Annotated in this window: 31 protein-coding genes and 1 pseudogene; 18 read left to right on the top strand and 14 right to left on the bottom strand. The window is 58.5% G+C overall.

Going from position 1 to position 17,138, the window contains the following annotated elements:
• Window positions 1-175: 175 nt before the first annotated feature.
• The 6 genes from CXQ80_RS13475 to CXQ80_RS13450 all read right to left on the bottom strand — a co-directional run bounded on the left by CXQ80_RS13475 (window position 176) and on the right by CXQ80_RS13450 (window position 2,320).
• Entirely contained in the window at window positions 176-499 is a 324-nt protein-coding gene (locus tag CXQ80_RS13475; RefSeq protein ID WP_101320262.1) for a hypothetical protein, read from the bottom strand.
• A 57-nt stretch (window positions 500-556) separates the two neighbouring features.
• Window positions 557-841, bottom strand: a complete 285-nt coding sequence (locus CXQ80_RS13470; RefSeq protein ID WP_101320260.1) for a hypothetical protein — start codon at window positions 839-841, stop codon at window positions 557-559.
• 43 nt (window positions 842-884) lie between these two features.
• The gene (locus CXQ80_RS13465; protein ID WP_101320258.1) at window positions 885-1,220 is read right to left on the bottom strand and encodes a hypothetical protein; all 336 of its coding nucleotides are present in this window, start codon (window positions 1,218-1,220) and stop codon (window positions 885-887) included.
• A gap of 94 nt (window positions 1,221-1,314) precedes the next feature.
• Window positions 1,315-1,638 carry a hypothetical protein gene (locus CXQ80_RS13460; protein ID WP_101320256.1) on the bottom strand — a complete coding sequence of 108 codons (324 nt, stop codon included), beginning with the start codon at window positions 1,636-1,638 and terminating at the stop codon, window positions 1,315-1,317.
• A complete protein-coding gene (locus CXQ80_RS13455; protein WP_101320254.1) occupies window positions 1,635-1,949 on the bottom strand; it encodes a hypothetical protein in 315 nt (104 codons plus the stop codon). Before CXQ80_RS13455 ends, CXQ80_RS13460 begins: the two co-directional genes overlap by 4 nt.
• Window positions 1,946-2,320 (bottom strand): hypothetical protein, encoded by a 375-nt coding sequence (locus CXQ80_RS13450; protein ID WP_101320252.1) that lies wholly within the window; start codon window positions 2,318-2,320, stop codon window positions 1,946-1,948. Before CXQ80_RS13450 ends, CXQ80_RS13455 begins: the two co-directional genes overlap by 4 nt.
• Before the next feature lie 178 nt (window positions 2,321-2,498).
• On the opposite strand from CXQ80_RS13450, the gene CXQ80_RS25035 reads away from it, so the two are divergent.
• Window positions 2,499-2,798: a hypothetical protein gene (locus CXQ80_RS25035; RefSeq protein ID WP_101320250.1), complete on the top strand. Its 300-nt coding sequence runs from the start codon at window positions 2,499-2,501 to the stop codon at window positions 2,796-2,798.
• A gap of 57 nt (window positions 2,799-2,855) precedes the next feature.
• On the opposite strand, the gene CXQ80_RS13440 is transcribed toward CXQ80_RS25035, so the two are convergent.
• Complete coding sequence (locus tag CXQ80_RS13440) at window positions 2,856-3,128, bottom strand: hypothetical protein (protein WP_101323046.1); 273 nt, start codon at window positions 3,126-3,128, stop codon at window positions 2,856-2,858.
• A gap of 483 nt (window positions 3,129-3,611) precedes the next feature.
• Here CXQ80_RS13440 and CXQ80_RS13435 point away from each other — a divergent pair, with 483 nt between their 5' ends.
• Window positions 3,612-4,259, top strand: coding sequence for a hypothetical protein (locus tag CXQ80_RS13435; protein ID WP_101320248.1), 648 nt, complete (start codon window positions 3,612-3,614; stop codon window positions 4,257-4,259).
• Here the strand turns inward: CXQ80_RS13435 and CXQ80_RS13430 are convergent.
• Window positions 4,246-5,168 (bottom strand): annotated as a pseudogene (locus tag CXQ80_RS13430) (DNA cytosine methyltransferase). The gene CXQ80_RS13435 and the pseudogene CXQ80_RS13430 overlap by 14 nt on opposite strands.
• A 58-nt stretch (window positions 5,169-5,226) precedes the next feature.
• On the opposite strand from CXQ80_RS13430, the gene CXQ80_RS13425 reads away from it, so the two are divergent.
• A complete protein-coding gene (locus tag CXQ80_RS13425; RefSeq protein ID WP_157831749.1) occupies window positions 5,227-5,919 on the top strand; it encodes a hypothetical protein in 693 nt (230 codons plus the stop codon).
• 161 nt (window positions 5,920-6,080) lie between these two features.
• Here CXQ80_RS13425 and CXQ80_RS13420 read toward each other — a convergent pair whose 3' ends face one another.
• Entirely contained in the window at window positions 6,081-6,644 is a 564-nt protein-coding gene (locus tag CXQ80_RS13420) for a hypothetical protein (protein WP_256585565.1), read from the bottom strand.
• A 108-nt stretch (window positions 6,645-6,752) separates the two neighbouring features.
• On the opposite strand from CXQ80_RS13420, the gene CXQ80_RS13415 reads away from it, so the two are divergent.
• Window positions 6,753-7,586 (top strand): putative phage abortive infection protein, encoded by an 834-nt coding sequence (locus CXQ80_RS13415; protein WP_101320239.1) that lies wholly within the window; start codon window positions 6,753-6,755, stop codon window positions 7,584-7,586.
• 34 nt (window positions 7,587-7,620) lie between these two features.
• Here the strand turns inward: CXQ80_RS13415 and CXQ80_RS13410 are convergent, their stop codons facing one another.
• From CXQ80_RS13410 to CXQ80_RS13395, 4 genes are all read right to left on the bottom strand, one after another.
• Complete coding sequence (locus CXQ80_RS13410; protein WP_101320237.1) at window positions 7,621-8,133, bottom strand: hypothetical protein; 513 nt, start codon at window positions 8,131-8,133, stop codon at window positions 7,621-7,623.
• The gene (locus CXQ80_RS13405) at window positions 8,130-8,390 is read right to left on the bottom strand and encodes a hypothetical protein (protein ID WP_101320235.1); all 261 of its coding nucleotides are present in this window, start codon (window positions 8,388-8,390) and stop codon (window positions 8,130-8,132) included. The genes CXQ80_RS13410 and CXQ80_RS13405 overlap by 4 nt, the downstream gene beginning before the upstream one ends.
• Before the next feature lie 17 nt (window positions 8,391-8,407).
• Window positions 8,408-8,791 (bottom strand): helix-turn-helix transcriptional regulator, encoded by a 384-nt coding sequence (locus CXQ80_RS13400; protein WP_101320233.1) that lies wholly within the window; start codon window positions 8,789-8,791, stop codon window positions 8,408-8,410.
• 422 nt (window positions 8,792-9,213) lie between these two features.
• Window positions 9,214-9,924, bottom strand: a complete 711-nt coding sequence (locus tag CXQ80_RS13395) for a helix-turn-helix transcriptional regulator (protein WP_101320231.1) — start codon at window positions 9,922-9,924, stop codon at window positions 9,214-9,216.
• 61 nt (window positions 9,925-9,985) lie between these two features.
• Here CXQ80_RS13395 and CXQ80_RS13390 point away from each other — a divergent pair, with 61 nt between their 5' ends.
• The 12 genes from CXQ80_RS13390 to CXQ80_RS13335 all read left to right on the top strand — a co-directional run bounded on the left by CXQ80_RS13390 (window position 9,986) and on the right by CXQ80_RS13335 (window position 16,128).
• Window positions 9,986-10,267: a transcriptional regulator gene (locus CXQ80_RS13390; RefSeq protein ID WP_371918873.1), complete on the top strand. Its 282-nt coding sequence runs from the start codon at window positions 9,986-9,988 to the stop codon at window positions 10,265-10,267.
• Between the two features lie 120 nt (window positions 10,268-10,387).
• The gene (locus CXQ80_RS13385) at window positions 10,388-11,242 is read left to right on the top strand and encodes a replication protein (RefSeq protein WP_101320226.1); all 855 of its coding nucleotides are present in this window, start codon (window positions 10,388-10,390) and stop codon (window positions 11,240-11,242) included.
• Window positions 11,232-12,044 carry an ATP-binding protein gene (locus tag CXQ80_RS13380; protein ID WP_101320224.1) on the top strand — a complete coding sequence of 271 codons (813 nt, stop codon included), beginning with the start codon at window positions 11,232-11,234 and terminating at the stop codon, window positions 12,042-12,044. The genes CXQ80_RS13385 and CXQ80_RS13380 overlap by 11 nt, the downstream gene beginning before the upstream one ends.
• A complete protein-coding gene (locus CXQ80_RS13375; protein WP_101320222.1) occupies window positions 12,041-12,253 on the top strand; it encodes a hypothetical protein in 213 nt (70 codons plus the stop codon). Before CXQ80_RS13380 ends, CXQ80_RS13375 begins: the two co-directional genes overlap by 4 nt.
• Window positions 12,235-12,531, top strand: a complete 297-nt coding sequence (locus tag CXQ80_RS13370) for a DUF1364 domain-containing protein (RefSeq protein ID WP_101320220.1) — start codon at window positions 12,235-12,237, stop codon at window positions 12,529-12,531. Before CXQ80_RS13375 ends, CXQ80_RS13370 begins: the two co-directional genes overlap by 19 nt.
• Window positions 12,528-12,890 carry an endodeoxyribonuclease RusA gene (locus CXQ80_RS13365; RefSeq protein WP_101320218.1) on the top strand — a complete coding sequence of 121 codons (363 nt, stop codon included), beginning with the start codon at window positions 12,528-12,530 and terminating at the stop codon, window positions 12,888-12,890. The genes CXQ80_RS13370 and CXQ80_RS13365 overlap by 4 nt, the downstream gene beginning before the upstream one ends.
• Window positions 12,887-14,185: a site-specific integrase gene (locus CXQ80_RS13360; protein WP_101320216.1), complete on the top strand. Its 1,299-nt coding sequence runs from the start codon at window positions 12,887-12,889 to the stop codon at window positions 14,183-14,185. The genes CXQ80_RS13365 and CXQ80_RS13360 overlap by 4 nt, the downstream gene beginning before the upstream one ends.
• A complete protein-coding gene (locus tag CXQ80_RS13355; RefSeq protein ID WP_101320214.1) occupies window positions 14,182-14,502 on the top strand; it encodes a hypothetical protein in 321 nt (106 codons plus the stop codon). The genes CXQ80_RS13360 and CXQ80_RS13355 overlap by 4 nt, the downstream gene beginning before the upstream one ends.
• Before the next feature lie 11 nt (window positions 14,503-14,513).
• Window positions 14,514-14,903: an antiterminator Q family protein gene (locus CXQ80_RS13350; RefSeq protein ID WP_101320212.1), complete on the top strand. Its 390-nt coding sequence runs from the start codon at window positions 14,514-14,516 to the stop codon at window positions 14,901-14,903.
• 164 nt (window positions 14,904-15,067) lie between these two features.
• Window positions 15,068-15,358: a hypothetical protein gene (locus tag CXQ80_RS13345; RefSeq protein ID WP_101320210.1), complete on the top strand. Its 291-nt coding sequence runs from the start codon at window positions 15,068-15,070 to the stop codon at window positions 15,356-15,358.
• 81 nt (window positions 15,359-15,439) lie between these two features.
• Entirely contained in the window at window positions 15,440-15,811 is a 372-nt protein-coding gene (locus CXQ80_RS13340) for a chemotaxis protein (RefSeq protein ID WP_101320208.1), read from the top strand.
• Entirely contained in the window at window positions 15,811-16,128 is a 318-nt protein-coding gene (locus tag CXQ80_RS13335) for a hypothetical protein (RefSeq protein WP_054915222.1), read from the top strand. The genes CXQ80_RS13340 and CXQ80_RS13335 overlap by 1 nt, the downstream gene beginning before the upstream one ends.
• Here the strand turns inward: CXQ80_RS13335 and CXQ80_RS13330 are convergent.
• Window positions 16,109-16,531 (bottom strand): hypothetical protein, encoded by a 423-nt coding sequence (locus tag CXQ80_RS13330; RefSeq protein ID WP_101320205.1) that lies wholly within the window; start codon window positions 16,529-16,531, stop codon window positions 16,109-16,111. The two genes, CXQ80_RS13335 and CXQ80_RS13330, sit on opposite strands and share 20 nt — an antisense overlap.
• Window positions 16,532-16,593: 62 nt before the next feature.
• Between CXQ80_RS13330 and CXQ80_RS13325 the strand changes: the two genes are divergently transcribed.
• Window positions 16,594-16,782 (top strand): hypothetical protein, encoded by a 189-nt coding sequence (locus CXQ80_RS13325; protein WP_101320202.1) that lies wholly within the window; start codon window positions 16,594-16,596, stop codon window positions 16,780-16,782.
• Window positions 16,782-17,120 (top strand): HNH endonuclease, encoded by a 339-nt coding sequence (locus CXQ80_RS13320; protein ID WP_101320200.1) that lies wholly within the window; start codon window positions 16,782-16,784, stop codon window positions 17,118-17,120. Before CXQ80_RS13325 ends, CXQ80_RS13320 begins: the two co-directional genes overlap by 1 nt.
• Window positions 17,121-17,138: the final 18 nt, after the last annotated feature.

Genomic DNA, 17,138 nt, shown 5'->3' with positions numbered 1-17,138 from the left:
AGACCCCTTCGGGGATAACGCCGCGGCATCGTTTGCCCTCCAACGCCCGCTTGGTGGTGCCTACCAGCTCCGCCATTCGGTCTTCGGGCACCTTGTCCGACGCCCAGGCAATCGGCTCTCTTTGTTCATTTTCCATGGGATGGTCTCCACGCCGCCGGTGGCGGCAGGTTGGTGGTCAGTCCAGCTGGTAGTAGACGTAGCAGTTGACGCCCTGGTCCTTGAGCGACCGGCACATGGCCTGCACGCCCGCGTAACGCCGGTTGCCGATACCTGCAAACGGCGCCGAGAGGTGCAGCCCGCGCGGGTGATACGTGCTGGCTGGGTAAACATCGCCAGGCAAGCCTTTGATCAGGCTGGCACGCAACCCGCGCAGTGGGATCACAACACGGTCCAAGTTAGCGCTGCCGCCGTCGTCTTGGCATTCGTTGGCAGCCGCCTTGCCGGCCTCGGTGGCGATCCGGATCTTCTCCGGCAGGGTGGCCAATTCTTCTTTCGTCATGGCGATAGCTCTCCATGCCCGCGCATGTCGGCGGGCTTGAGTTGTAAGGGACAGGGGTTAGGCGCCCTTGAACGGAACGACGTTTTCGAGCTCGCGCTTCACGCCGCCGGCGTCGCGGAAGGCTTTCCACTCGGTATGGTGGGCAGCGCAGTAATGAACGTCAGGGGCAACTTTGGTCGAGCAGTATCGGCACAGGGTGCGATCGCAGGTTTTTCCATCACCAACCGGGTAGTCGCATAGGTTCGCCGAGACATCGCCGCATTCAGCGCAGTGCGGCCCAAGGTCGCCGCAGATATGCCCGCATGGATTGCGGTTTTCGTCGTACAGCGTGTAGCAGCTCATCGCGGCCCCCTGTAGATCAGGTAGGCCATGTAGGCGAGGGCGATCATGGCTTCCACCTCTTGCCTACGCGATACACCATCATCATGTTGTGATGGCGCGGAACTTTGAGGACGTGGTCGAAGAAATCGCCCTTTCCAGAGATAAATCCGGTAGGCACCTTGGTTCCTCCGGCGCCGAACTCACGCCAGCACTCTTCGCCGCCGTTCTTTTCCCAGTAGGCGCGCTCGCGCTTTGGGATTTCATCGTAGGTTTTTTCGAACACGGAGATATCTGGGATATCACAGATCCGGCGCCATGCGGGATTGCGTTTGCACCAGTCTGCGGCATGCTGAGAGGCTTGATCTACAGAGTAGAATTCCTTGGTGCTTTGTTCGGTCACGGCATCACCTCCTTCGGCGGATGAACCGGGCACGGCCAGCGCAGTGAGCCGTCGCCGGATGGGCAGGTGCAGGTCTTCGCTTCGACCAGGTCGGTCATGCTCGCCTCCGCTCGGGGTTGCCGTAGATGTCGTACTCAGGCCGCGCCGGCGGGTACGCCTCTGCCGTCAGCGCTTGGTCTATGGCCGCGCGCAAGTTCTCGTTGTAGTTCTCACCGAGCACGCGCCGGTTTGGCTTGCCCATGTAGTGGCCGATGATCTCGATACCGATGCTGTAATCGCCGTCCATGCCATTGGAATGGCTTTCGAAGCTGACATCCCAGCAGCACGACTCCAGTGCGCTGAGTCGGTCCCGGTCACGCCGCAGCTCGGCCAGCTCGTCGCTGGAGACGATGGTGAAACTGGTCTTCTTCTTGCTCACAGCTCATACCTCTCATCAATCCAGTGCCCAGGCGCCAGTGCGGGTGTAGGTCCTGAATCTTTTTCGTGCGGGGAGAGCTGGCGCTCGTTGCCGGCCTGGTCTGGACCGCGCAGCATCCAATCCGGCAAGCAGGAGAGCCCGGCGCGGGAGTCATCGGAGACCCAGCACGTAACTCCGCGGGCATCGTCGTGCTCGGCGTGCACACCGGAGAACGGGTAGTCCAGTTCGCGCTGCGTGATTTGCTCGGGGGTCATGGGTTCGCAGCCGGCCAGGGTGGCCAGAAGCAGGAGGCAGAGGGCGAGTCGGGTCATGATCTGCTCCCGATCGCTGCGGCAGCCTCAACGATTGCCCGGCGAGTGGCCCGGAATGGATCATCGCCGTGGTAGATGTCGAACTCACCAAAGCGCTCAGCATCCACAACGGTGTACGCGTCCGTGTCGCCGTCGAACGGCTCGACGATGTGGATCTGGATGCCCAGGCGATCACCGCGGCCCATCAATACGGCCACCCGCAGTGCGTCGCCGTCGTTGATCAACGGGTTCCAGTGAGCACGCACACCCGACTGACCCTTCAGGCGGAAAGGCCACTTTGGATCGCGGCAGGTGCATGGTTCAATCTCAAGGCGTGCGGCCTTAGCGGCCAGTTTGAGAAGTTCGAGATCGCGTTCGTCTACTTCGGACACAGGCATTCCTTGGCCGCCATATCGCGGCAATAAGTTGTACAGGTTATTTATTCGGTATAAGAAAAGTTGCCGGTTGTCAGACGCAGTCCGCATATCGGACATTAAAGGTTGTCTGTCGTTGTTGGTTAGATAAAGTTGCTGAGGGAACAACCATTAAAGCGAGTCGAAGGAGGGCGACATGAGGATTCGAGGAAATGTATTTTGGACTTGGGCAGATCCGACCCTCCACCATCGAATGCATGATGAAATACTCGATGACGGGACGGTCATTGACGTCCAGGTGCGCTTGTCGCGTACCGGTAATACGCAGTTGTTTGTTGGCGTGTACGCGGCTTCTGGCATGCCAATCTACGAAGAGGCATACGAGTCAAGGCCCCACGAGTCGATGACTAGGGCCCTTGTCTGGGGAGTAGGCCGAGCTCGTCAGATAGCTGTGGAGGGCGCACCGGCGTCCAGAGTTAGGACTGCATCTAGATAGGCTGGATCGGGTCGGGCGATTCGGTGGGGGCGTTTCGATTACGCTCCTCTGCCTGGCTCATGGTGTCACCACCCGGCGGGCCCACCAGCAAACAGGGCCGTCGTCACTATCGTGAATGGCCAGGCAGAACCAGCCTTCTCCGTCAGGTCGGTTCGGCTCCCAGTAGCTGCAATCCGGATCGCCAGACTCGAAGTAGCGATCTGCGATTTCCTCCGGCGCATCAGTCTCAAGCTCAATCATGATTACCTGCAGGCCTTGCTCGGCAATCCAGGCTTTGTACTTCTCGCCATCACCCTCGTCGAAGTCGGGAAGGTCGGGGTGCTGGAACATGCCGTTTTCGTCGCGCCGGACAATTGCGTGCCGAATCAACGTCTGGCGGTCCAGGCGCTCGATCTCGGCGAGGATCAAGGCTGCGGCTTTGACAAGGTCGCGTCGGCGGTCAGTGCTCGGTTTGAATGTCTTCGCCCCCAAGGGCCATTGGGTGCTCAGCGCCCCGGGATTGCCCGCCAGGCTGGCGTAGGTAGCGCCCGCTTCCGACAGCTCGCCCTTCACATAGCCATCATCGCGATACAGCGAGTAGCCTTCGCCGCTGACCTGCCGCTGGCGCTCGAGCACGACATCCTGCGCCGCTCGGTTGAGGGTGATTCCACTTTTCTCGGGCATGACGATTCCTTGGCCGCCATATCGCGGCAGTGAATAGAGAGGAAAGGTGTTGCAGCGGGGTGGAGTACACTTGTGCTCTTATCTAGGGGGTCGCCTATCAGCTTGATAATCCGCTAATGTGCAGCACCTACTAGTCAGGAGCGAGAAAGGTTGAACAGATGGACTTCGGATAAGGCAATCCGATACGGCTTCACACTGTTGTGGCTATTGGCAGGACTTAGCGCAGTGGTGTGGACGATTGTCGGTTCTGTCGGCTATTGGGCGCGAAAGGGATGGCTCCCGGCAGATACAGCAGGTTGGGCGCAGGCCTTTGGTGCGATTGTTGCCATTGTGGTGGCGATAGCTATTCCTTTTTACCAAAATCAGTTGCAGCTGAGACAGAAGGAAGAGGCCGAGTTGAAGCAGCGGCTAGATGGAATTAATGCTACCTTTGCTTTGATGAACCATTTTTGCGGAACGTTCAGGCAGTTGATTTTCGTCATCAGCCGCCATCCTCATTGGTCATCCCCTGCTCGTAAATCGATAGCGCATGAGCTAAAGCAGTCAGCCGCGATGCTCCGCGAAATTCCTGTTACAGCACTTTCCAATGAAATGGTTCACTTTCTAGTCGGCTTGCGGGAAGTTAGTAACTATGGGGAATTTATAGCAGAGACTCTGAATCAGTTTCCCGAGCCCATAATTTCTGAAGACACTGTCAAAAGAATTAAAGGCCAATCCAAGTTGATTGATAAATGGATGGAAGAACTTGGCGAGCTTGATGACGATGTTAGGTATCGATATCAACTCATCCGGAACTAATTAAGGCCTCGATTACTCTTTGCCCGGCGATTGGCGGTACTGCGTTGCCGGCCATGTGCATGGTAAGTCGGTGGTTGTCTGGTCGTAGGGTGTCAGCTGGGAACGACATCGCGGCCAGGCCTCGCTGGCGCTGAGCATCCGCATGCGGTCACCGTCGACCAGCGCCCAGCGGTCTAGGGTGGTGATGGTGCCGATCGGGCGAGCTGTATAGCGGCCAGTGAGGCCTGAACCTTTGCCGTAGTAGGGCATGATGAACCGGTCGCCGAAGCGCGCCCGCCCATTACGCACTCGGTCGAGCGTGGCCTGGGCCCGGCCGGGCTTCTCGATCTGCGACCAGCGCCCGGCGTTGAAGTCCAGGAAGCTCGCGGCTGGTACGTGCTGGCGCTGCTGTAGGTTGAGCATCAGCGGTGCTTTGCTGCGAGTGATCACCAAGAATAGGCGCACCCGGTGTTGCGGCACGCCGAGGTCAGCACAGTCCACTACATGCGGCGCGACCTGGTAGCCCAGCGCCTGGACTGCGGCCAGCCATGCCGGGTAGAGCGCCCAGTCGGTGAACTCAGCCACGTTCTCGACCAGCCCCGCTTCCGGCCGGTAGAACTCCAAGGCCCACACGACTGCCCAGGCTGTCGATCGAGATGAATCGTGCTGCGGGTTGCCCGATGCCTTGCCGCGGGCCTTCGAATGGCCCTGGCAGCATGGCGAGGCTAGCAGGATGTCGTGTGCCGGCACCTGATCCCAGCGCGCCTGGTGCAGGTCCTGGCATACGTGCTGCGTGTCGGGGTGGTTGGCGCTGTGCCATTCAACGGCTACCGGCCAATGGTTTGCCGCCCAGAGAACCTGGACACCTGCGGCGCGCGCGCCGGTGCTCCATCCGCCGAGGCCGGCGAATAGATCAATTGCTGTTGTCATCGATGTTGCTCCCCACGATGCTGGCATAATGGGCTTTCACGTACTGTGGCGAGGCTCTATGAGAAAGGATTGGGTTGTAAGTATCGGCTGCATTTCGTTGTTCGCCGCAGGAGCTATCTGGGGCGCCACACTTAGAGGTGTTGGTTTTTTCAAAGTCAATAATATTCATGAATTTGCTGAGACCTTAGCTGGTTTTGCCACAGTGCTTGGTGTCGTGCTAGCGATAACTGAATACAGCTCGTGGAAAGCTAGAGCATTGGCGCAGGCGGATCACGAGCTATCAAAAAAGGCGCTTGCAATCATTCGCGCATATGAGCCACAAGCGCTAGATATTTTCCTCATGGCAAAAACTCTTGCGAAGAACATGTACTCTCAAGTCAGGTTTAGAAATCAGCCGGTTGAGCATGTTGAGCGGGTGAGAGAAAATCTGAACATGTTTAAGAAATATCATTCTGACATCTGCGCATTAGCTTTGGAGTGTAGAGATTCTTGGGGGGGAGATGTGTGGGATAGTTTTGAAGAAATATTTTCCTTTACTAATCAGTGTAAGATGGTTGTTGAATTATATTTGCGTTGGTCTAATGAGGAGCTTAAGGATGCTGTGCGAGATAACATCGCTGAAAAGGGTGTCGCCACATTTGATGTGATTAGTATATTTATTGGAGAGGGGAAGGAGGCGGTGGAATCTCATTTGCGGGATAGACTAGAAATTCTCATGAGCAAAATAAAAGCGAAGCAACTAACTATTTAAGTTGATCTTGGCGCGTTCAGGTTTAGCTAAGCCGGCAAAGCTACGAGGAGTTCGCTAGATCCCGGCCGGGGCAGGAGCGCCATGCTCTTGATCGACAGGCGCCGCCCTCGCCGGGGAGGCGTTATCGTTGAATACGGGAAGGCGCTCGCCGGCAGCGCGTGTCAGGCGGCTTTGCGTTGCTGAAAGATTTGCTGGCGCGCAGCTTCAAGCTCGCTTGCCATGATCTCCTTGGCGCCTTCGACCTGGTCGCCGTCGTTGCTGAGCTTGAATCCGAGATGCAGGTACACGGTGCCCTCCAGCTCGAAGAACACGCCGCCGCTGAGCCAGATCGTTCCCCAGTCGAGGCCAATGGCCTTCCATGTGTCATCGGCGCTGATCCGTGCCGGGCAGTGCTCGAGCCAAAGAGCCTTGAGTCGGTCATGCTCAGCCTTGATTGCAGGCCTTGCCTCCTTGGCGGTGCCCTTGGGAATTTTCGCGGCGGTTCGCAGCGATCTGTAACCGTGGTCATCCGGCCGACACCAATGCACATCCAGATCCCGGCTGGCGCTGATCTTCACACCGCCGACGTACTTGTCGTTTCCGCTGTACATCGGTGAGCCTGGCCCGCCGAAGATCTTGGTCATCGCCTCGAGCTGGAAGTGGAAGGCCTTGAGTTTCTCATCCCAGGCGCGCACCGCTTCGAGCACGGCCGGGGAGGTGGTCTTGTAGTGGTAGCTGGTGCTCATGGCTTTCTCCATGCATGCGCCGCCCTCCGTGGCCGGATGCGGCATGGTGGCATTTTAGTTTAGGATGAGGTATTAAGTGCTACTTAAAAACTGAAATGGACTGAGTCTATGAAAGACTATGTTATGAAATGGATTGCGTTGGTTAAGAAGGACTTCAGTTTAAGGATCCTGGTTTTAGCTGGTTTTTTTGCAGCTCTAGTTGTCCTCGGTTATACGATTAATTTTTTTGTTTTTAGTGGTGAAGGTCAGGACGTATGGGGTCAGTTTGGTGACTACGTTGGAGGTATACTCAATCCTATATTGAGTTTTATGGCCCTAATTGCTGTGGTTAGAAGCCTTAAGTATCAGTCTGATGAAGTTAAATCTGCTCGATCGGAAGCGAATGCCGCGATAGCGATGCAGCAGGAACAGACCGCAATTTTCAAGCAGCAAAGCTTCGAATCCGTCTTTTTTGGTCTTACTGATCTGCACTCGAAGAGCTTGGACATGATGGAGTACGCTGGAGATGGCAGGCTTTACAAAGGGATTCCTGCTATCCAAAAGCTGGCAGATAATTTCAATGTGGATCGAATTGATTGGCATCCAGTGTTGTTGAGGGTTATCAACATAACAACTAGGGATAGGCTTCCTGTATTTAAGGAGCATGCTAATGCCTTTCTTAAAAAGGTTCAGGACGGAGGTGTTAGGTATTTTACCGTTCTTGAGCAGCTGTTGTCGTACGTGGATAGCTGCGATTTGCCTGACCCAAAACTAAAGCAACGGTACGTCTTGATAGTGAAGTCGATGCTAACTCCAGCTGAGGTAGAGTGCGCATTGATTTACTGTCTAAGCGATGACGGTGGAAAGCTTAAGGATTTAATGGAGCGTTATTCTATGTTTTCTGTCGCTCCGAAGAGAACGGGAGACGCCCATCTGCGAAACTGTAGTCTTCTTAAGTGGTAGATTTTATTACAGATACTCCTCGATCCTGAAGCCGTCAGATGGATGTGCTGCTGCCGCCGGCCGAGCCGGACGGGTTCAGTGATGTGTTACATGCTGCTTTCTGCTGGTTCCAGGCGCCGACTGCAGCGAAGACCTTCGCGGCTTGCGCCTCGTCGAGCGTGATGTCTGCGGGTATGGCGATCCACCCGGATGCTACGAGGTGGTTCGGGTTGGCCTGTCCGCGCAGATCGAGATAGGTCGCCTCGATGACGTCGGTCAGATGCGATGCCAGGTAGTTGCCGTCAGGAGCTACCTCTACCGATTTGCAGTACTGCTCGCCATTGGGCCTCTCGCACATCATGCTGAGGTAGATGGTCCAGCGATGCGGTATGTCGCACACGGCGTCCACCAGCTGCTTCAGGCGGATCTGCTTGAGGTTCTTCCAGTTCAGCAGCACCTGCTGGCCGCTCGGATCGATGTTGACCACGGCTGCGTGATTGGCACCTACCAGCGCGCGGCAGTTGCGCTCGAGCCTGGCGCGCATGTTGTGTGGCTTGCGCTTGCTCATTGCAGGCCTCTCTTGCTGGCGGCGCCTGCCTCCATCGCTGAGGCGAAACGCAGAGCGGCCTGATAGCTGAATGCGAAGCCCAGCACCGAGTCGGTGGCCATATCGACCACATCCCAAGCCGGTCCTTTGCTGACCACCTGGTAGCTCGGCGCGCCGATCTTCGCACGGGTCTCAGCCGGCAGCGTGCGGCTGTACTCGAGAAGAGCCGCGAGCACAGCCAGCTTTTCCTGAAACGCAGGATGCATGATGGTTTGCATGGGTGATCCTCGGTGGGTCAGGCGTGAAGTTCGAAGGCCTCAGCCCTGCGAACGATTCGAACTTGGGCGGTGCGCCGCTCGGGCGCTCGGCGATCGCGGCGAATAGGGTCGCCGTCGTTTACTGCTGAGTGCATGGCCATGATCCCGACCAGCAGGATGCAGAGCGGGCTGATGATCTGGCGTTTCATGGCCTCGGCCACTGCTGCGGCGCGGCGTGAGGCGCCAAGCTTCAACATGGCGTCGCCGATGCGCTTCTCTACACCGCTTTCACTGATGCCGAAGTGCCTGGCAATTTCCTTTGTGGTGAAGCCCTGGGCTACATCGAGGATGCATTGCAATTCACGTGGCGCCAGGCCGCGGCCAAGATGGCCTATCCATGCGCCGATAGTGATCGTGTCCATGATTGATCTCGGGTGTGGTTTCCCGTCTGGCCCTGTAACCAAGGCCAGCCAGTGAAACCTGCCGCGACCCGCTACTGGCGTCAGTTGCGCGGCAATCTTCGAGTTGTTCCTCCAGCCGCGGGCCTTTCGGCTTGGTCTCCCGCTGGATAACTGCATTGGCGCTTTACGCTGCACGCCCGGGGCAGTTGCCACCCCTCTGGACAGTTGAGGCCTGTCCATCGCTGCCTTTGAGTTGACCGGTTTCTATCCGGCGATGGAGTGAATCTACAACCATTGGTTGGATGTCGCAAGCCATAAGTTGTAGTTCAGTGCATATTTTCGTCTGCCTAGCCATGCGGAAAGTGGTAGCTCATTGATTGGGCAAAAAAAATCCTGCCGATTGGCAGGATCTTGTGGGCTTGATTATTCAGTGTTGTCTCAGGCTAGCGAGCGTACATAGCCCACCAGAAGACGTGCCCGATGATTTGCAGCTGTAGATCGTGCATCTGCTCGAAGGTGTAATCCTCGTCGGGATGGTCATCGCGATTGAAGCTTCTCAGCCGCAGCCCTGTCGGCAGGCGAAACACCTGCTTCACCCGGAGTTGCCCGCCGTGATTCACCGCATAGAGGTCGCCGTCGATGATATCGGCAAGCCTCGTTTTACCGAGATCGACACCGACTGTGGCTCCATCTCGAAGCACGGGGGTCATGCTGTTGCCTCTAACGGTCACGCATCGAGCCTGGGCGGCTTGTACGTGGTTTTCCCTCAGTTTCTTTTTCGGGAATCGCAGGCTTTCATCAGTGCTTTCTTGGATGACAAAGCTTCCTGATCCGGCAGACAGCTCGACCTCTTTCAGGAAGGAAATCTCGACCTCATCTTCATCCAGAGGGGTAGCTTCATCCCACGCATCAATGTCGGATAGCTCCGGCGCTTTCAGGGCATCGGTATCGCCGTTTTCGCCTTGCAGCAGAAAGCCAACAGTGGTCCCAAGGATGCCTGCTAGGGCCGTCAACTTTGCATTTCTTGGAGTTGATTTACCCGCCTCCCATTTCTGGACTGCTTGGGCGCTGAGCCCCAAGCGGCGGGCAAGCTCTGACTGGCTAAGGCCTGCAGCCTCACGTTTATGCGCTATGCGCTCACCAATATTTTTCATGCGTCAATCATACAAACAATGGTTGTAGGTGTAATTGCGAATATTGGTTGTAGGTATCTACATGCATGGGGTAACCTTTGGTTGTAGCTGTAACTTTGAGGTGGGTATGACCCAGACAGCAATTCAGAAGGCTGCATCCGCCGCCGGCGGCCAGTCGGCGCTTGCTAGGTCTCTCAAGGTTACGCCCCAGGCAGTGCAGAAAATGTGCGCTACCGGGCGCGTGCCTGCCGAGAGGGTGCTGGATATCGAGAGGTTAACCGGCATTCATCGAACCGAGCTTCGACCTGACATATACCCAGAAACGCCAGCGGTACTGGGTGGCAACGAAGCGAAGTATGCGTGACCTGGCCTAGCGCCGGTAGTGCGAACGTCCTGCTGTTCAAGCATCCAGTGCTCAAACAGCAGGCGAAAAAAAACCGCCTGGCAGGGCGGCTTTCTCTACAGCTTCAAACGAGATCAAAGCATGACAAACATCGTCCAACTTGACAAGTCCAGGGGGTTCACCCGGATGGACAACCAGCTCATGGATGGCTTGCTTGCCATCGATCTCCCTGCTCGGGAGATGAAGATTGTGCTGTACGTGGCCAAGGCCACCATCAACTTCGGTGCGGGCGCCCAGCGCATCCCGGCTACCGACATCGCGAAAGCCATACATGCCCACCCGGACACTGTGTCAAAGGCTATCTCCAGCCTGTTGCGGCGCCGTGTGTTGTTCCGCGACGGCGGTGCTCGGGGTGACATCGGCGTGAACGATCCGAAAGACTGGGTGTACGTTGATCCGAAACAGACCAAAACAGCCGAGTCGGCTCAGGTGGTCCGAATCGGCGAAGAGTCGAAACAGACCAAAACCGCCGAGTCCCTTCTTTATTCTAAGAATCTAACCCCCTATGTAAATCTTCCTACGGAAGATATTACATGCCCCCCCAGCGATGAACCGCCGGCGCCGGCTAAGGCTGACCGCAAGGCGCCGTTCGGGAAGGTCGCCATGCTGGCCGGCAACCCGCATGGCTTGGACGAATCACTGATCGCTGATTACCTCGTAGTCCGCAAAGCCGCCAAGGCCCCGGTGACTGCCAGGATCTGGGCCACCCTGAACTCCAAGCTCGAGCAGTGCAAGGCGTTCGGAATTCAGCCTGCCCAGGCTCTGGAGATCGCCGTCGAGAACGGTTGGCGAGGCTTCGAAGTTGAGTGGGTGACCAAGCGCATCGGCGCCCAGTTGCCTGCCAAAGCCAGTCCCAACAGCCGCCACCACGGCTTCAGCGACCGCGACTACACCGACGGCCTGACCGAACTCGAGGGGGGCGTATATGCGATCTGAATCGGTGATCACCATGTCCGACGTGCGGAATGCCGCCGGTTTCCGTGTCCAGCCTGCACACTGCGAGCATCACGGCGACTTCGAGCAGCGCGTGAACGTGCTGATGGGTCGCGAAATCGTAGGTCGTTGCCCTGAGTGCGAGAAGGCCGCCATTGCCGAGCGAGAGGCGAAGCAGCAGGCCGAGGAAACCCGCCTGAAGCGCGAGGCCATGACCCGCAAGCTGGGTTCGGCGCTGATCCCGAAGCGCTTCGCCGACCGCACTCTGGCCAACTATCGCGTTGAGCACGAAGGGCAGCGCAAAGCCCTGGCCTACTGCACGCGCTACGTGGCCGCTTTCGAGGAAATCGAGCGTACCGGGCGTTGCCTGATGCTGCTTGGCCAGGTCGGTACCGGCAAGACCCACTTGGGTGCCGGCATGGCCAACGACTTGATGCGAAACACGTCAGCGGCAGCCGTCTACCGGACCGTGGGTGCGATCCTGCAAGCCATCCGCGCGACCTACGACCGCAACAGCGAGCAGTCCGAAGCTGACATTCTGGCGAGCCTGATCGAGCCTTCGCTCCTGGTGCTGGATGAGGTCGGCGTGAGCAAGGAGCAGCCGAGCGAATTTGAGCTGACCACCCTGTTTTCAATCATCAACGGCCGTTACGAGCAGATGCGCCCCACTGTGGTGATCTCCAACTTGGAGCCCGGCCAGCTGCGGCACGCCATGGGCGAACGCTGCTACGACCGTCTCCGCGAGGGTGGCGGGGTGGTGGTGCCTTTCGAGTGGGAATCCCACCGCGGCAAGGAGTCGGTATGAGCACGCTCCTCGCTCCTGATCCGTCCACCTACCGCTACGCCCTCTACTGCCAGAGCCACCTGATCGGGTTATCCGACGCTCCCGCGCCGCCCATTGCGCTTTATGGCAGCAGGGAGATTGCTACTGCCCACGGCAAGCTGCTGTGGCCGAGCACTTACCTCGTTATTGATCTTCATGGAGAAGACAGCCCATGCGGCAATCGAAACTGACCAAGGCCGCGCGCGGTCGGGAGTGCCAGGTGCGCATCCCAGGCGTTTGCAACGGCAACCCTGAAACGACCGTTCTGGCTCACTACCGCATGGCTGGCACCTGCGGGGTCGGCTCCAAGCCTCATGACCTACAGGGTGCCTGGGCCTGCAGCGCCTGCCATGACGCATGCGATGGGCGCAGCAGGGCGATCGACAGGGACACTGCCCGTCGTTACCACGCCGAGGGCGTCATGCGCACCCAGGCTTTGCTGATTAGCGAAGGCGTGGTGGCTGCATGAGTGACTTGACGCTCCCGTGGCCGCCGGCCGCATGCAGCCCAAATGCACGGTTGCACTGGACCAAAAAAAGCAGGGCGGCCAAGGCCTACCGTGCAGCCTGTCATCTGCTGACCAAGCAGGCAGGCGTCCAAGCGCCGCAAGGTGATGCTCTGCTAGTGCTCGAGTTCGTGCCGCCCGACCGCCGCCGTCGTGACGACGACAATCTGTTGGCGATGTTCAAGGCCGGTCGCGATGGTTTGGCCGACGCCCTAGGCATAGACGACAACGTGTTTTCCACCCAGATCGTGGTGAGCAAGGACACTATCAAGGGCGGCGCCGTTCGCGTTCGCATCCATGCTATCGAAGGCGCAGTAGCATGAGCGCAACGCGAGCGGTGAAGTTGAGCGAAGCCGAGGTGCGCAGACAGGCTGCCGACGTGTCAGTGCGTGATCTGCGTGACCCGCGTCACCCCGGCCTGTACCTTCGCTTCTGGACCGGTCGCGAGCGCGGCACCTGGCACCTGGTCTCCGGCAAGCGTTGGGAGCCGATTGCCCACTGGCCGGAGCTGAGCGTTGCCGATGTGCTGGCCGAGCTTCCCGCGCTGCGCAGGCGGGTAATGCGCGACCCTGAGGCGCCGGTGGCGGTTTCCGGCATGACGACTGTGGGTGAGCTGCTGGACTGGTATGTCGATCGGATGGTGGACGATCGCTCGCTGTCCTCCAAGCGCAAGGCCGGCGCCCGTTCTGCCGTGGTCCAGCACCTGCGTCCGCGACTGTCCGGCCTGGCCTTTGCCGAGGTGAGCGCCGAATCGCTGGACAAGCAGCTGATGTGGCCGTGCCAAGCCAATGTCTCGCTGTCCTACCTGCAGCAGATCTTCGCGCTGCTGCTGATCGCTTTCCGCCAGGCGCACACGCTCGGCATGATCGCTTGCAACCCCATGGCCGGAATGCGCTTCAAGGACTTCACCAAGGCCCGGATTCGTCCAAAGGCTGCGCGACTGCGTGACGTGCAACTGCCCGAGCTGATGCAGCAGCTGGCCCAGGCATTCGAGCGTGCTCCGGGTGGCGCCATGCTGGCCCTGATGATGCTGGCCCACGGCACCCGGATCGGCGAGACCCGTATGGCGCGCTGGGCGGACATCTCGCTGGCCGCGTCCGAGTGGTTCATCCCAGCAGCCAACACCAAGACCCGCACCGAGCACCGCCTGCCACTGACCGGCCAGCTCAAGGCCCTGCTGACCCGCTACCGGGCCATGCAACAGAGCCAAGGCTACAGCGGCGCCTACCTGTTCCCGAATCGTCGAGGCCTGCCGCTGAGCGAGACTCAGGCCAGCAACGTATTCACTCGGCTGGGGCAGGGCGCGTGGACCAGTCACGACCTGCGCAAAGTCTCCCGCAGCACCTGGACCGACCTCGGCATCGACGGGCACATCGGCGAGATGCTGCTCAACCACACGCTCGGCAAGATCGCCAGTACCTACATCCACACGCAAGCCATGCAGCAGCGCCGGGCAGCCTTGGAGAAGTGGCACGGCTGGTTAGACAGCATCGGCTTTTCCACCATTCACGGCCTTACAGAGACCTTATTTGAATTTTCACAGAATCGCGTGCAGCCCACGGCTGGCAAGGCTCCAAGCGGTCTTACTGAATTTGTTACTAGCGAGGATTCGAAGTGACAAGAAAGAGCCATGGCCCTGCCTTCAAGAGGGCTGCGATCAAGTTGGCTCAGTGCCCTTTGTGCCGTGGGAGATCGGTCTCTCAGGGCGTGTTTCACGAACTGCCATGCGACCACTGCAATGCCTCGGGCTTTGTGGCGGCTGCAACCGGCGAGGCCTTGGCCCTGGATGAACTGGTGACCCAGCTCAGCATGAGGCTTCGAGCAGCGCTCCGGCAGATCGAGCAGTTGAAGAATCCTCAGGCATCCGGGCCTGAGGCGACATATCAGGGAAGCAACCGGCGCGGCGCCGGCGGCACCAACCACACCGGGGATTGAGGGGGAAGGACATGAAAAAGCGAACCTACGTAGACAAGGCCCTTGGTGACACCGCGTACATGCTCGAGCAATGGGGCTGGTGGCGCATGGATGGCATGGGCGTGCCTCAGTACGTATGCCCGCTGTATGCGCTTATGAGGGAGCACGCCCCAGCGGAAGGAGGACTTAAGCAATACGTGATCACGGACGACCTAGCACTTGCGGTGGACGGCGCCGTAGCCAGGCTGAATAAGCGCAACCCGCAAATGGGCGGCTTCGTCTGGCTGTACTTCGGTGCTAAATGGCCGGCGCTGCGGATCGCCCGCGAGAACAAGATGAGCGAAGCCAAGGCCCGCGAGCTGATCAACACTGGAGTGGCCTGGATCGATTGCGCGCTGGAGCAATTGCGCGAGGCTGCATAAAAAGCTTTCCGCGCGGATAAAGTCCTGGTTTCATAGCAGCGTGTCCAGCTTGCAAGCAACGCGACACAGACGAACCCCGACCATTGTGTTGGGGTTTTTGTTGCCCAGTTGGCAGCCTGCCATGTAACGTCATCCCGGCAGAATTCACATATGAGGGATGCAAATTGGAAATCGATTGGAAGCTGAGCCGGGACATTCTTGCAACGCTGAATGAGTTAGTGCCCTCTACCAGGCAAGACATTGACTCCGGCGGTCTCTATAACGAGATGAAGGCAAAGGGCTTGAAGCTTGGGCATACCCCCTATTTCCTGCTAACTATCGATGCACTGGTCAAAGACGGCTTCATCATCTCTGCAGGGGCAGTCGGAGAGGAGGATGGCTTCCCGCACCCTCATCACTTCATGAAAGGCTTGACGGAGAGCGGGAAGCAGAGACTGAAGACTCTCTACAGCTAGCGAAGAATGTCTAACCGCAGCCGCTTTACTTATTTCTAGGCTCACCTGTTGGTGGGCCTTTTCTTTTTCTTGGAGCAATTGATGGACCCGACCGACTTCGGCCCAGGCACAGCCACCTGGCTGGGCGGCACGGGCACAGTATTGCTGGGCGGTTTCTTGTGGTTGAGGAAGTTCCTCTCAAAGGATGCCGCCGACCGCGCTATGGACAACGCAGATATTGGCACCGTCCGCCGCTTGAATGAACTGCTCGACTCCGAGCGTGAAGCTCGAAAGCTGGCTGAGGCGCGAGCTGACCAGTTTGCCAAAGAACGCAACGACCTGATGGCTACTGTTGGCCGGATGGAAGGAAAGATCGAATCGCTGACCACTCAGGTAGCCAGCCTTACAGAGCGGGTGACGCTGCAAAGCGACGAGATCGCCCGCCTGCGCATCAAGCTGGGAGGTACTACCTGATGGACAAGTGCGCAATCCAATTCATGGCCCGCCATTGGTGGCGACGTGTCGAAGTGTGGTTCATCGCCATGCTGCTGGTGACCGGCGGGGTCTTCTTCGGCTTCCAGCTCGGACAGTGGGCGTTGGCAGATTCCTACCGGCAGCAGGTCGCCGAGATCCGCGCCGCCTACGACGAGGCCACGCTGCAACGTGACCATCGCCTGGATGAGCTGACCCGGAAGACCAGTACGGCAGCCGAGAAGGCAACCAAGGCGGCGACCACCGCGACCAAGGCAGCCGACAAGGCTGATGAGGCCCTCAATCGGGTATCGCCGTAACCTCGCCGTTCTGACCATTCCTGCGAGCGCGGCACTCGGTCACGGCGAGCATGATCGCTGCAGTCAATCCCGGCATGAGAAATGTGAATAGGATCGTGAGATCCCAGCTCATTGCCGCGCTGCATGGGAAGGCCCAGAAAGTGGCGACAATGACTGACGCGATAACTCGCCAGTCACGTGGGTGCCTGGGCTTGCTCGCCATTGCGGCTGCATAGGCTTTCCAGCACCCCCATAGGCTCGGTACAGAGATGGCGATTATCGTCACTGGCAAGGCAAGCTTCTCCATATAGACGATGGCTATGACCAAATAGATTAGTCCCCAGAGGAAGATCAATGTCACTGGAGCGATTCCGGCGAGCGCACCGAGCGTGAGAGCAATACGAATTTTGGTTAGTTTGGTCATCCCGATCCCTGTGAAGTAATTCCTTCGCGCATAGCATAAGTGCACCGCACCACGAAATCGACATGCGCCATTTCGTGGCGCGAGGTGAGCGAATGCCCCACGTGACAGCAACGATCGTCTGCCGGCATCGCCGGTGGCTGAAGTACTACCTGGCCGGCGTCCTGCTCATGTCCCATGTGACTGGTCGCGATCCTCACCTTGGGCGAGTGATGCGCTGGATAGAGCGCGGCACCGTGATCGAGGTGCGCTGATGGCCAGGCTCAAGACGCTCGGATCGCGCATCAAGGAGAGCACAGGGTCACGGGTCAAGGTGGTCACACCTGGCAGCTGGCGGAGCGGCATGACCAGCTCCCAACGTGGCTATGACTACCGGTGGCAGAAGGCGCGAGAGCAGTACCTGCGTGACAACCCGCTGTGCATCTACTGCGAGCGGAACGGCCGCACAACTGCGGCCAGAGTCGTCGACCACATCGTTGCTCACCGTGGAGACATGGTTCTTTTCTGGGATCAGACCAACTGGCAGAGCCTCTGCAAACGTTGCCACGACTCCGTCAAGCAGGCCGAGGAGGCTGCGGGGCTGGGTAGCTGAGGCGACTGCGGATCGTCG

Origin of the sequence: Pseudomonas sp. 02C 26 (assembly GCF_002843585.1) — a bacterium.
GTDB lineage: Bacteria > Pseudomonadota > Gammaproteobacteria > Pseudomonadales > Pseudomonadaceae > Aquipseudomonas > Aquipseudomonas shirazensis.
This window is presented reverse-complemented; position numbering and strand designations above follow the sequence as displayed.